The 12,307-nt window shown below is 72.4% G+C and carries 11 protein-coding genes and 1 pseudogene; 5 read left to right on the forward strand and 7 right to left on the reverse strand.

Annotation, left to right across the window (positions count from 1 at the left end; translation table 11 throughout):
• Positions 1-318 (reverse strand): annotated as a pseudogene (locus LCE31_RS27915) (tetratricopeptide repeat protein); the annotation flags it as partial.
• 610 nt (positions 319-928) lie between these two features.
• Here LCE31_RS27915 and LCE31_RS27920 point away from each other — a divergent pair.
• Complete coding sequence (locus tag LCE31_RS27920; RefSeq protein WP_225019026.1) at positions 929-1,288, forward strand: hypothetical protein; 360 nt, start codon at positions 929-931, stop codon at positions 1,286-1,288.
• Positions 1,289-1,412: 124 nt separating this feature from the next.
• Positions 1,413-2,297, forward strand: a complete 885-nt coding sequence (locus tag LCE31_RS27925; protein WP_374118572.1) for a spermidine synthase — start codon at positions 1,413-1,415, stop codon at positions 2,295-2,297.
• Positions 2,298-2,404: 107 nt separating this feature from the next.
• Here LCE31_RS27925 and LCE31_RS27930 read toward each other — a convergent pair whose 3' ends face one another.
• On the reverse strand, positions 2,405-3,076 hold the full coding sequence (locus LCE31_RS27930) for a Sua5/YciO/YrdC/YwlC family protein (protein ID WP_225019011.1): 672 nt from the start codon (positions 3,074-3,076) through the stop codon (positions 2,405-2,407).
• Between the two features lie 260 nt (positions 3,077-3,336).
• On the opposite strand from LCE31_RS27930, the gene LCE31_RS27935 reads away from it, so the two are divergent.
• On the forward strand, positions 3,337-3,975 hold the full coding sequence (locus tag LCE31_RS27935; RefSeq protein ID WP_225019013.1) for a TetR/AcrR family transcriptional regulator: 639 nt from the start codon (positions 3,337-3,339) through the stop codon (positions 3,973-3,975).
• On the opposite strand, the gene LCE31_RS27940 is transcribed toward LCE31_RS27935, so the two are convergent.
• The 3 genes from LCE31_RS27940 to LCE31_RS27950 all read right to left on the reverse strand — a co-directional run bounded on the left by LCE31_RS27940 (position 3,969) and on the right by LCE31_RS27950 (position 6,027).
• Positions 3,969-4,787, reverse strand: a complete 819-nt coding sequence (locus tag LCE31_RS27940) for an SDR family oxidoreductase (protein WP_225019015.1) — start codon at positions 4,785-4,787, stop codon at positions 3,969-3,971. The two genes, LCE31_RS27935 and LCE31_RS27940, sit on opposite strands and share 7 nt — an antisense overlap.
• Before the next feature lie 20 nt (positions 4,788-4,807).
• Complete coding sequence (locus tag LCE31_RS40960; protein ID WP_225019016.1) at positions 4,808-5,266, reverse strand: hypothetical protein; 459 nt, start codon at positions 5,264-5,266, stop codon at positions 4,808-4,810.
• Positions 5,267-5,466: 200 nt separating this feature from the next.
• The gene (locus LCE31_RS27950) at positions 5,467-6,027 is read right to left on the reverse strand and encodes a hypothetical protein (protein ID WP_225019018.1); all 561 of its coding nucleotides are present in this window, start codon (positions 6,025-6,027) and stop codon (positions 5,467-5,469) included.
• A gap of 62 nt (positions 6,028-6,089) precedes the next feature.
• Between LCE31_RS27950 and LCE31_RS27955 the strand changes: the two genes are divergently transcribed.
• Positions 6,090-6,815 (forward strand): response regulator transcription factor, encoded by a 726-nt coding sequence (locus LCE31_RS27955; RefSeq protein ID WP_225019020.1) that lies wholly within the window; start codon positions 6,090-6,092, stop codon positions 6,813-6,815.
• Complete coding sequence (locus tag LCE31_RS27960) at positions 6,812-8,239, forward strand: sensor histidine kinase (protein WP_225019022.1); 1,428 nt, start codon at positions 6,812-6,814, stop codon at positions 8,237-8,239. The genes LCE31_RS27955 and LCE31_RS27960 overlap by 4 nt, the downstream gene beginning before the upstream one ends.
• Before the next feature lie 322 nt (positions 8,240-8,561).
• Here LCE31_RS27960 and LCE31_RS27965 read toward each other — a convergent pair whose 3' ends face one another.
• Together LCE31_RS27965 and LCE31_RS27970 are read right to left on the reverse strand one after the other, a co-directional pair.
• Positions 8,562-10,397 (reverse strand): right-handed parallel beta-helix repeat-containing protein, encoded by a 1,836-nt coding sequence (locus LCE31_RS27965; RefSeq protein ID WP_225019025.1) that lies wholly within the window; start codon positions 10,395-10,397, stop codon positions 8,562-8,564.
• Positions 10,398-10,795: 398 nt separating this feature from the next.
• Complete coding sequence (locus LCE31_RS27970) at positions 10,796-12,286, reverse strand: glycoside hydrolase family 1 protein (protein WP_225019030.1); 1,491 nt, start codon at positions 12,284-12,286, stop codon at positions 10,796-10,798.
• Between the last annotated feature and the right edge of the window lie 21 nt (positions 12,287-12,307).

Consider the following 12,307-nt stretch of genomic DNA (forward strand, 5'->3'; position numbering starts at 1 on the left):
GTCGGGGGTGGTGCCCCCGGGGCGGGCCGGCGGCGGTACGTGGTCGCGCGCGCCCCTGCCCCGTACCGTCTCTCGTGCGAAGAAGCCCAGGTCCGCCAGGGTCTTGCCCGGGAACATGTGCAGGAAGACCCGTTCGTAGGCGTAGTTGGGGCAGCGGATCTCGCCCGACTCCACCCGTCCCACGTAACGCGCGTCGCAGGCGACCTGCTCTCCGATCTCCCGCGCCGCTCTGCGCACCGCCGCCGCGAACTCCGCGGGAGAACGCGATCCGCGCAGCTCCCGGAAGGCCGCGTTGGGAACTGCCGGTGACGTCGCCATGGCCGAGCCCTCTCTTCGTACGGGGCAAGAACGTACCCGCTGTCACAGGGTGCGCACACAGAGTTTGGCCACAAAGCGGATATCTCGCCCACGATCTGCCATGAACTGCCATCCTTTGCGGCGGCGTGCCGCCGTAGCCGTTGACGCCGGGGCGCGTTGATCCCTCTGGAGACGTGCGACGTCTTTCGCTCGACGACTCGTAGCTCGACGAGGAGGGTCCGCCTTGTTCGAGGTGGAGGTGGAGACCGGCATGGAAGCCAGTCAGGAACCGCGTACGGCCGCCCGGTGCTGGACGGAGCCGGCGGAGGGCGCGACCGGTGGGGTCGCGCACGCGCTCGGCGGCGGCCGTGGGAACGGAGCCACGGCGGGGACCGCGAAGGGGGCCGGGGCGGTGCAGACGATCACCAACGGCCTCACCGGCGGGGTCGCGAACGACGGCGCCAACGGGGCGCCGACCGGAATCACTCATCGGATCAACGGCGGGACCGCGGCGAACGGGTTCGGGGAGAGGGGTCCCGAAGCGGACAGTGAGGGAGGCGTCGAAGAGGGCGTCTCCGCGGTGGCGGACGGGAGCCGGGCCGAGGCCGGGGGATGTCCGGCCACCGGCGCCATGGCGGCGCCCCTGCCCTGCGACCTCGTCATGGTGCCCGCGCGCCAGGGCCTCGAAGCGGTGGACATCCTGCGCAGATGGGTGGGCCCGGATGTCGGGCCCGTCATCCACGACGGCCCCTGCGACACGCTCGGCTTCCTCGTCCCGCCCGGCACCGCCGCCGCCTGGGACGTCCCGGGCAGCGCCTGTACGGAGACGGACGGCCGCGGGGTGCGGCTGCCTTCGGACCCGCCGGTCGTGGGCACCGGCTGGCTGCTGCCGCCGGGCACCACCTGTGACAACGTGACCGACCCCAGGCGGCTGCGCGAAGCGCTGGACGAGGCCACGCGCACCATCGACGCCGCGGACCGCCGCACCTGATCGTCCGACCGCCGCTCCTGATCGTTCGACTGCCGTACCAGTCCGCCCGATTGCCGCACCTGACCGTTCGACCGTCGTACCGGTCCGCCCGAGCGGCGTACCCGGCCCCGTCGATAATGGAGCCGTGGCCAGAAATGTACGGAGAGCCGGGCGGTCCTCGTCCTCGGGTACGCCCGCCGCGCCCGCGGCGCGCGAGACCGTCGGCGGCGGCGTCGCCGAACTGGTGCCCGACCGTGAACGCCCGGGCGCCTCGACGCTGCTGCTGGACGGGGCGCCGCAGTCGCACGTCGACCTCGCGGACCCCACCCACCTCGACTTCGCCTACCAGCGCAGGCTCGGCCACGCCGTGGACCTGCTCGCGCCCGGTCGGCAGCCGGTGCGCGTGGTGCACCTCGGCGGCGGCGCCTTCACCCTCGCCCGCTACGTCGCCGCGACGAGGCCCCGCTCGACACAGCAGGTGATCGAGGCGGACGGCGGGCTCGTGGTGTTCGTCCGCGCCCATCTTCCGCTCGATCCGAACGCGCGCGTCCGGGTGCGTACGGCCGACGCGCGCGAGGGGCTGGCCAGGGTGCCCGAGGGGTGGGCCGACCTCGTCATCGCGGACGTGTTCGCGGGCGCCCGTACCCCCGCCCACCTCACCAGCGCCGATTTCCTGGCGGAGGTACGGCGGGTGCTCGCGCCCGGCGGCTGGTACGCCGCGAACGTGGCGGACGGCCCGCCGCTCGCGTATCTGCGCGGCCAGATCGCCACCGCGGCCTCGGCGTTCGCGCACCTCGCGGTGGCCGCCGACCCGGCGGTGCTGCGCGGGCGCCGCTTCGGCAACGCCGTCCTGCTCGCCGCCGACAACGACCTGCCGGTCGCCGAACTCACCCGGCGTGTCGCGACCGACCCGCACGCGGGCCGGGTCGAACACGGCCGGGCACTCGCGGACTTCGCGGGCGGCGCCGCCGTCGTACGGGACGCGGACGCCAGGCCGTCGCCGGTGCCGCCGCCCGGCACCTTCGACTGACCTCCGCCGGCCCACGGCCCACGAGTCCCGGACCGGGGCCGGGCGTCGGCGGCCGGGCGGCCGTCCGCTGAGAGTTGCACGGACCGCGACACCGTGGCCGGCCTTGCTCAGCCGCGACCGGCGGCGGCCCGCCACCGGCGCGACAGGTCGGTGGCGTACCCCGCCAGATCCTCCCCGAACGCCGCGTTGTTGATGCCGGAACGCGCCACCGACAGCTCGCCGTCGGCCGTCACGCGCACCATGGCCGTGGACCCGTGCGGCGTCGACAGGTCGCGGGCGCGGTCCCCGTCGAGTACCAGTACACCGTCACCGAACGCCTCGGCGGCCTGTGCCGCCGTGACCGCGGGCGCGGTGGCCGTGACGTTGGCACTGCTCATGTAGACATACGTGAGTTCGGCGATCACCCCGCCGAGTTCCGGGACCCACGGTGTCGCGGTGAAGAACACGCTGCCTTTCGAGACCGCCGGTTCGAGCCAGGCGGGCGCGCCGGCGAGCACCGGGGCCAGGACACTGACCAGTTCGGCGTCGCAGAGCCAGCGCACCAGCGGCAACACCTCCTCCGCGACATCGAGGAACGGCGCGATCACATTGAGGTCGGCCACGCTGAGGCCGACCGACTGACCCGCCGGGCGCCCCTTGGCCGTGTTCACCACCGTCGCGTCGGTGGCGGTCACCGTGTACGCCAGGGGCGACGGCAGCGGCAGCACCACCGGGGCTCCCGCCCGCAACGCGGCGACGGTGTCCGGCACTACGTCGTCACTTACAGATACAACCGGCATCTCCTGCTCCTCCTTCACCGATGCGGCGGGGACACGCTCCACGCCGCGCGTGCCGCCGCCATGACACGGAATCGACCGGTCCTGGGACGGCGGGATTCCGAAACCCCGGGACGCCGGGGGACGCCGTCCCGTGGACGGCGTCATGTCCCCGGCACGCCCGTTTCCCGTGGCGTGCGAAGGCCGTTGACCCGCGCGTCGCGCGAAGACCGTGACCCGCGGGGCGATGTGATCCGACCGACTTCTCACATAGAATGACGTTCGTGAGTACCTCAGGAAGCCGCCGAATCGACGAGATCGGCAACGAGAGCCGCCGACGCATTCTTGACGCGGCGGAGGATCTGTTCACCGAGCGAGGTTTCGAGCGTACCTCGTTTGCTGAAATCGCCGAGCGTTCCGGCATCAGCAGAGGCTCCATTCCGTGGCACTTCAAAAACAAGCACGGACTGTTCCTCGCCGTGATCGAGCGCGCGATGGACCGCGCGATGGCCCCGGAGCGGCGGACGTCCTTCCCCACACTCGCCGATCTGGCCGAGGAATTTTCCGCCTGGGTGCGAAACGGCGACTCGACCCTGGTGTTCATGGCCCTCACCGAGGCCATGCACAGCTCGGGCGCCGTCCACGGCCAGTACCAGGAGTTCTTCGCCCAGCACCGGCACGGTCTCGAACGCTGGCTGCGCGCGCAACGCCCCGCGAGCGCCGAGGCCGGGACCGCCGCGAAACGGGAGCACGCGTTCGCCGTGGCATTCACCGGAACGCTTTTCGGTATCCACCTGCAAGCACTCGTCGACCCGGACAACGTCGATTTCGAGGAGGCCATTCGCCTGGTCGCGGCCGAATTCGGCAAGGACCTGCGCGCGCTGTGGGACGACGCCCCGGTGCCCAGCGATCCGGGTCAGTGACTCTCCCCTGCGACCGGCTCGGGGAATGATTCGAAGAGGGCTTCCACTCTCTCCTTCAGTGCCGAACGCACGAAGTCGTCCGTGTGAATCCACATCGCCCGGGCCTCCATGCCGGCGATCACCATTTCACCGGCCGCGTCAATGCTCGTGCCCGCCTTGAGGTAGCTCTCGGTAGGACCGGGAGCGTCCCCGGCGCGGACCACGGCCAGATCTTCGTGCACCGAACCGGTGTTGCGCAGGATTCCGGTGTCGACGGGACCGGGGCACAGCACGCTCACGTCGATGCCGTACCGCCCCAGTTCCCGCCGCAGTGACTCCGAGAGTCCCACTACCGCGAACTTGGACGTCGTGTACAGCACACTCGAATTGGGGATCAGGCCCGCGCCTGACGCTGTGTTCACGACGTATCCGCCCCCGCCGCGTTCGATCATGCGGGGCACGAACGTCTGCAGCCCGTTGATCACCCCGCCCAGGTTGACCCCCAGGGCCGCGTCCCACTTCTCGTACGTCCATTGCGTGGCCGGTGCGTGCGGCGCGATGCCGGCGTTGTTGAACAGGAGGCCGACCGGCCCCAGTTCGGCTTCGACCGCGTCCGCGGCGGCGGCGAACGCCGCGCGGTCGCAGACGTCCAGGAGTACGGTCTCGACCTCGGTGACGCGCGAGAGCTCCTCGCCGCTCCGCCGCAGCGCCGGCTCGTCGATGTCGGCCAACGCGAGTTTCACACCGCGCTTGGCCAGAGCGCGTGCGATGCCCAGGCCGATGCCCTGACCGCCCCCGCTGACAAAGGCGGTGGAATCCTCCCACTTGCTCACAGAACTGCCTTTCCTCGATGTCACTTCGCGCGCAGGAGCGCGGTCACCAGCTCCTTGCGGCGGCGCAGCCGTCCCGGTGCCGCGCCGATCAGGTGCAGCACCGCGGACGCGACGGCCCCCATGGCCAGGTAGGACGGGATTTCCAGTGTCTTGACGTCGTGTCCGGGCAACGCGGCGTGCATGCCGACGACCACGCCGGAGGCGATCAGCCCGGCAACGGCCCCGCGGGCCGCCGCCGACCAGCCGTGCTGGTGCTCGCGTCCGGCGACGACCGCGCCGACCAGGCCGAGGGCCTGCATCGTCCACCAGGCCACCAACGACCATTTCAGCGTGAGGCCCGCGAGGACACCGAACAGGATCGGTGCCACCAGCACGGCGAACGCCTGTCGTCGGCGGGACTGGTCGGCCAGCAGGTGCGTCTCGTCGGCCGCGCGCCCCTTCGGGTGCGCCGGAGTCCTCGGTGCGCGTGCGTCGGGCACGTTGTGGATCTCCTTTCACGTGGCAGGGGTTCCCGCTCTCTCTATGTTGCCAGCATAGACTTATGCATTGCCATAGTCCAAGCGTGTCGCCGTGCCCGCGCCCATGGCGGTGCGGGCAGGCATACGGGGATGGGGGGATGGGGAGCGACTGGTGCCGCCGCGAGTGCGGCCGGCCGGACACGCCGGAGCGAGGCGCGTGCCTAACGCGCGTCGAACTGCGCCAGCGGCTTGTGGCCGTTCCAGGTGTAGAAGACCGACGACTCGCGCGATCCCTTGGTGAACGTCACCCGCACCCACTCCGGCTGGGTCCAGGTCTGCACGCGCCAGCCCGCGTCCGGGGTCGCCGACACCAGCGACGCCGAGGTTGCGTCCACCGAGAAGACGGCCCGGCCGCCGGTGATCACGTAGCTGCGCACCGTGCCCGACTGCCGCGGCGACGGCTTCGTCGACGGTGAGGACGGCGAGGGCGCCGCGGACGGGGACCCCGCGCCGGAAGCGTTGCCGCCGCCAGGCCCCGGCGAGGCGGACGGCCCCGACGGCGGCGGGGACGGCGCCCCGGACGGGCTCTCCGGTCGCTGGGTGGCCGGGACCAGGGGAGCGGCGGAAGGGCCGGGCGCTGTGCCGCCCGCCGCGATCGGGACGGCCCGCGGCGGGTCGTACGCGGTGCCCGTCATCACCGAGTGCACGCCCCACCACGACAGCGCGACCGCCGCGCCCGTGGCGAGCGACCACGCGGCGAGGGGAACGAGTGCCTGGCGCATCCCCGACATGGTGCACCACCGGCCCACTCCCTGTCTCACCCGGATGGCGTACGGTGCGGGCCATGGCTCACGTGCTCGTGGTCGAGGACGACCAGTTCGTGCGATCCGCGCTGATCCGGCATCTGACCGGGGCGGCCCACACCGTTCGCAGCGTGGGCACCGCGCTCGAAGCCCTGCGCGAAGTGGCACATTTCCGCTTCGACGTGGTGATCCTGGACCTGGGCCTGCCCGACCTGGACGGCTCCGAGGCGCTGAAGATGCTGCGCGGCATCACGGAGGTGCCGGTGATCGTCGCCACCGCGCGCGACGAGGAGAGCGAGATCGTCCGGCTGCTCCACGCGGGCGCCGACGACTACCTCACGAAGCCCTTCTCCGTCGAGGTGCTGTCCGCGCGGATGGCGGCCGTGCTCCGCCGCTCGCGCCCCGGCCCCGTGAGCGGCGGGGCGCCGCCCCGGCTCATCGAGGTGGGCGGACTCGCGATCGACCCACTGCGCCGGCACGCGACCCTCGACGGCGCCGAACTGGACCTGACACGGCGGGAGTTCGACCTCCTGACCTTCCTGGCGGGGCGCCCCGGAGTGGTCGTGGCGCGCAAGGAGCTCCTCGCCGAGGTGTGGCAGCAGTCGTACGGCGACGACCAGACCATCGACGTCCACCTGTCCTGGCTGCGCCGCAAGCTCGGCGAGAGCGCCGCGCGCCCCCGCTACCTGCACACGCTGCGCGGGGTCGGCGTGAAGCTGGAGCCGCCGCGCGCGGAACCGCCCCCCGCGGGAGCCGTCGCGAGATGAGATGGGCGCTGGTCAAGGTGGTGCTCGCGGTGAGCGTGATGGTGGTCCTCGCGTTCGCCGTGCCGCTCGGCCTGGTCGTCAAGGAGATGGCGCGCGACCGGGTGTTCACCAACGCGGAGCGGCAGGCCGCCGCCATCGGTCCCGCCCTCGCCATCACCACGGACCGCTCCATGCTGGAGCGCGCCGTGCTCTCCACGCAGGCGGGCTCCGACGGCCGGATGGCGGTGCACGTGCCGGCCGCGGGCGGCGCCGCCGCCACGGACCTCGGTGCGCGCAGGGCGGCGGTGTCCGACATCCGTACGGTCGAACGGGTCGGCCGCGCCTCGATCTCGGCGGTGCCCGGCGGTTTCACACTGCTCCAGCCGACAGCGCTCGGCACGGGCGTCACCGCCGTCGTGGAGGTCTACGTCCCGGAGGCCGACGTCACACGGGGCGTCGCCACCGCGTGGCTGGTCCTTGCGGGCGTCGGCTGCGCGCTGGTCGCGGGCTCCGTGGTCTTCGCCGACCGGCTCGGCCGCCGTACGGTACGTCCCGCGCGGCGGCTCGCGGACGCCGCGCAGGCGCTCGGCGAGGGCATGCTGGGCGCGCGCGTGCCCGAGGAGGGCCCGCCCGAACTGCGCGCCGCCGCCACCGCGTTCAACGCGATGGCCGACCAGGTCGTACAACTCCTCGATGCCGAACGCGAGTTCGCGGCCGACCTGTCGCACAGACTGCGTACGCCGCTGACCGTGCTGCGGCTCAACGCGGCCTCGCTCGGGGACGGTCCGGCCGCCGACCACACCCGGGAGGCCGTCGCCCGGCTGGAGCGCGAGGTCGACACCGTCATCCGTACGGCCCGGGAGGCGAAGCCACGCACCACCGCCGCGACCGGCGCGGTCATCGGCTGCGACGTCGGCGAAGTCGTCAGGCAGCGCATGGACTTCTGGTCGGCGCTCGCCGAGGACGAGGACCGCGCGGTGCGTGTCGCCGGGATCGGCGCCCCCGTCCGCGTCCCGGTCGCGCGGGCGGAGATGGCGGCGGCGCTCGACGCGCTGCTCGGCAATGTCTTCCGGCACACGCCGGAGGGCACGGCGTTCGCCGTCGACGTGCACGACGCGCGCGACACGGTGATCGTGCTCGTGTCGGACGCGGGCCCCGGCATCGCCGACCCCGGGGCCGCCCTGGCGCGGGGCAACAGCGGGGGGCGGCCGGGGTCGACGGGGCTCGGCCTGGACATCGCGCGCAGGCTGGCGGAGTCCACCGGCGGTGACGTACGGATCGGGCGGTCGGTGCTCGGCGGCGCGGAGGTCAGGATCAGGCTGGGCGTGGCGGCGCCCCCCGGCAGCAGGGGCGCGGGAGGCGCGGGCCAGGGACGGGGCGTGCGGAGGCTGGGCCGTACCGGACATCGGCGCGGCCGGGGCGATCGCGTCCGGTCTTCCCCGTAGGCGCTTCCGCGGCTGCAAAGAGCGGCGGCCGCGGGAATCGGCGTCGCGGGAATTGACGTCGCGGGGATCGGCGTCGCGGGAGTCGGCGTCGCGGGAATCGGCCTGGGGGGGGGGGGGGGGGGGGCGCGGCCCCGGGGCGGCCCCGCCCCGCCCGCCCCCCCCCCGCCGGGCGCGGGCGGCGGGGGCGGGGGGGCGCGGGCGGGGGGGGCGGGGGGCCCCGGGGGGGGGGGCCCCCCCCCCGCGGCCCGGGGGCCCGCGCCCGCGCCCCCCCCCCGCCGGGCGCGCCGGGCCGGGGGGGGGGGCGGGCCCCGCGTCCCGGCGTTCAGCCGGTGATCTTGAAGGTGGACGGGGAGTCGTTCTGCTGTGCCACTTGGCCGGGGAACAGGTTCCGCACGGTGTTGCCCGTGAACTTCCCCGTTCCTGTGACCCCCGAGTTGACCCAGAGGCCCTGCTCGGCCGGACGGTCGATCGTGTTGTTCGTCAGCGTCACGTTCACGTACGCCCGGTCGATGAAGAGGCCCGCCCGGAGAGCGCCCGTCAGGATGTTGTCGCTCATCGTGACGTTCGAGTAGGCGGTCGGGAACTGGGAGGTGGTGCTCGGCGAACTGATCCGCACTCCTTGCTTGGTGCCGTTCCAGCCGCCGCCGCCCCGCAGGACGTTCCCGGTGATCGTGGCGGACTCCAGTGGGCGCCCCGTGTCGCCGAACACACCGACGTCCATGGCGCTGTCCGACGAGACGCTGTTCACCAGGTTGTCCTTGACCTCGATGTTCTTCCCGCCCGCGACGCGGATGCCGTTGGCCCACCAGGGCGCGACGGCCGTGTTGTTGAGGATCTTCGTGCCGGACACCTGGCCGTTCGTGCCGTCGGCACCGGCGTCGGAGTACGTCGCGAAGGAGTCGTCACCGGTGTTCCTGGCGAAGTTGTTGCGGACTGTGATGTCGAGGCCGAGCTTGTCGGGGTTCGGTGTGTTTCCGTTGTTGACGTTGAATCCGTCGCCGTAGCTGTCCGCCGTCCGGCTGTTCTCGACGAGGCCGTCTGTGCCTGACAGCCAGTTGGCGTCGGTGTGCCGCGTCCACATCCGGTCGACCACCCAGCCGGTTCCGCTGGTGTTGACTCCGTAGTCCGAACGGCCGGTGCCGTGGATGCCCCGCCAGACGGCGTTGGTGTCGATCTGGATGTCCGACAGTGTGCTCCTGGTGCCCAGCAGGATCTGTGAGCGCCAGGTGTCGGACGGGTTCGCGGGCACCTTGCGGTAGAGCGTCGTGTACCACATGCCGGCGCCCCGCACTGTCACGCCGGTGAAGTCCAGCGGTGTCGGCGCCAGGCTGTTGGTCAGGTATTTGCCCGGGGGTATCCACACCGACTTGCCCTGCGAACGGGCGGCGTTCACCGTGTTCTGGATGGCCGCCGTCGAGTCCTTCCGGAAGCCCGGGTCGGCGCCGTTGCTGACGACGGAGATCGAGTCGGCCGGCTGGGTCAGGGCGGGCCCGACGTTCTCCAGGTCGACGGAGTCGATGTCGTAGACGGCGGCCGTATTGGCGGCGTCCTTCCTGAGTTCGACGGTGCTGCCGGGTGCGATGGGTGCGCCCGTGACCCAGAGGGGGAATTCGTTGTAGAAGCGGTAGGCGACGCCTCCGGCATGGGGATCGTCCGGATTGGTCGTCGCACCGCGGTAGTTCCACGCCTGTTGGGAACTCAGTGCGACCGCCTGGCGGTACACACCGTCGACATAGAGGTCCAGCGTCGCGTTGATGCCGCCGCCCGTGGCCGAATCCGGGATCGAGGCGCGGACCACAAGGGTGTTGGCGTTCTTCCCCGTGTTGTTCGGCAAGGTCACCGCGTCACCGGTGGACTTCAGCTCGACCAGCGAGTAGCCGGACGCCTCGCCCTCCAGCGAGGGCTTGGTCGGTGCCGTCGCGCCGGGTACGAGCGCGCGGACACGGGCGCCCCCGCCGAGCTTGCCGGTCTCCGCCTCCACCGTCACGAAGGGGGTGGAAGCGCCGGCCGCGGCGGTGATCCGGGCCTCGGACGCGGCGGCCGGCCGGGAGGCGGCCGTCGGGGCGATGCCGGCACCGGCGTCGCCCGGACGGGCCGCCAACGCGCCCGCGGTGAGCAGGGCGACGCCGCACAGGCCGGACATTAATCTGCGGTACATGGGTCCCCCTTGATGGGAGTTGACGATCACAAGCGCTTACCGAAGCCCCGGTATGCGGATGGCGACGGTCTGGGAGTGCTGCCGTGGCGTGTGCAGCATGTAAGGCCATCGCTTCGATCTGCGTCAACACCCTTGTCATCAAGGGGCCCTGTGTGCGGGGCGGTGGAAATCTAATGTCTTCCCAACGCGTCCCGCGGTGCGGCGGGTGTGAGCAAGTCGTATGGGCTCCGGTCGAGTTGTATGAGAGCGCTTTCTCGCCTGGATGCCCTTGACGGAGAAAGGGGAAAGTACTTTTACAGGCGGCGCCGCCGCACCCCGCTTTCCGGGTGCGGCCGTACGACTGAGCCCTGACGCCGGCGGCCACCCGGCTACAGGGCTACAGGGAATGCGTCCCGCCGTCAGGGGAGTTGCGGCAGCGCGTTCGCGCGGATGACGTCCGCGTACCAGTGTGCGCTGGCCTTCGGGATGCGCCGCTGCGTCGCGTAGTCCACGTACACCGCGCCGAAGCGCTTCGCGTAGCCGTACGCCCACTCGAAGTTGTCGAGCAGCGACCAGAGGAAGTAGCCGCGCACATCGACGCCCTCGGCCAGCGCCCGCCGCACGGCGCTCAGGTGCGCGTGCAGGTACGCGATGCGCTCCGGGTCCTCGATCCGGCCCTCCGGCGACACGTAGTCGTCGAAGGCAGCGCCGTTCTCCGTCACCATCAGCGGCAGGCCGGGGTGCTCCCGGTGCAGCCCGACGAGCAGGTCGTACAGCCCGTCGGGGTCGATCGCCCAGTTCATCGCCGTACGGTCGCGGCCCTCCGGCAGATGGAAGACGACGTCCTCGGCGCCGGGCCAGGGCGAGTACGCGCTCGCGCCGTGCCCGCCGTGCGAAGCGTCGCGGGAGCGGCCGGGCGACGCGCCGTCGGCGGGCGCGGAGACGAGCGTCGGCGTGTAGTAGTTCACGCCGAGGGCGTCGAGGGGCCGGGAGATCGTCTCCAGGTCACCGTCCCGGACCAGCCCCGGCCAGTTCACGATGCGCGCTGTGTCCGCCAACAGGTCTTCGGGGTATGCGCCGTTGAGGATCGGGCCGGTGAAGACCCGGTTGCCGACGGCGTCGATACGGCGGGCGGCCTCCGCGTCCGCCGCGCTGTCGGTGAGGGGGCGTACGTGGTGCAGGTTGAGCGTCACCGAGATCCTGGCCTCTGCGGGCAGGGTGGCGCGCAGCACCTCGACGGCCCTGCCGTGGGCGAGGTTCAGGTGGTGCGCGGCGCGCAGCGCGGCGGCCGGGTCGGTGCGGCCGGGCGCGTGCACACCGGAGCCGTAGCCGAGATAGGCCGAGCACCACGGCTCGTTGAGCGTGGTCCACAGCGGCACCCGGTCGCCGAGCGCGCCCGCGACGAGGGCCGCGTAGTCGGCGAACCGCTCGGCGGTCGGCCGGTGCGGCCAGCCGCCCGCGTCCTCCAGGTCCTGCGGCAGGTCCCAGTGGTAGAGCGTGGCGACCGGGGTGATGCCCGCCGTGAGCAGCTCGTCCGTCAGGCGGCGGTAGAAGTCGAGGCCGCGCTCGACGGCGGGTCCCCGGCCCGTGGGCTGCACCCGGGTCCAGGAGACCGAGAACCGGTAGGCGGTCAGGCCCAGTTCGCGCATCAGCCCGACGTCGTCGCGGTAGCGGTGGTAGTGGTCGGCGGCGATGTCGCCGGTGTCCCCGTTGCGCACCTTGCCCGGCGTGTGGGCGAAGGTGTCCCAGATGGAGGGCGTACGTCCATCCTCGGCCGCCGCGCCCTCGACCTGGTAGGCCGCCGTCGCGGCGCCCCAGGCGAACCCGGCGGGGAAGGCGGCGGGCGGCGGGGCGGCCTGGGCGGGCACGGCCCGGGTTCGGGCGCCGGATTCGGAGTGCAGTGCGGTCATTTCGGGAGCGCTCCCAGAATG

Origin of the sequence: Streptomyces sp. 8L (assembly GCF_020176795.1) — a bacterium.
Classification (GTDB): domain Bacteria; phylum Actinomycetota; class Actinomycetes; order Streptomycetales; family Streptomycetaceae; genus Streptomyces.

Bases quoted from the DNA above. Each gene is read 5' to 3' on its own strand.
- LCE31_RS27920 (WP_225019026.1), top strand. From the start codon at position 929: ATGGCGGCGCCCCTGCCCTGCGACCTCGTCATGGTGCCCGCGCGCCAG.
- LCE31_RS27930 (WP_225019011.1), bottom strand. From the start codon at position 3,076: ATGCCGGTTGTATCTGTAAGTGACGACGTAGTGCCGGACACCGTCGCC.
- LCE31_RS27950 (WP_225019018.1), bottom strand. From the start codon at position 6,027: ATGCGCCAGGCACTCGTTCCCCTCGCCGCGTGGTCGCTCGCCACGGGC.
- LCE31_RS27955 (WP_225019020.1), top strand. From the start codon at position 6,090: ATGGCTCACGTGCTCGTGGTCGAGGACGACCAGTTCGTGCGATCCGCG.
- LCE31_RS27960 (WP_225019022.1), top strand. From the start codon at position 6,812: ATGAGATGGGCGCTGGTCAAGGTGGTGCTCGCGGTGAGCGTGATGGTG.
- LCE31_RS27965 (WP_225019025.1), bottom strand. From the start codon at position 10,397: ATGTACCGCAGATTAATGTCCGGCCTGTGCGGCGTCGCCCTGCTCACC.
- LCE31_RS27970 (WP_225019030.1), bottom strand. From the start codon at position 12,286: ATGACCGCACTGCACTCCGAATCCGGCGCCCGAACCCGGGCCGTGCCC.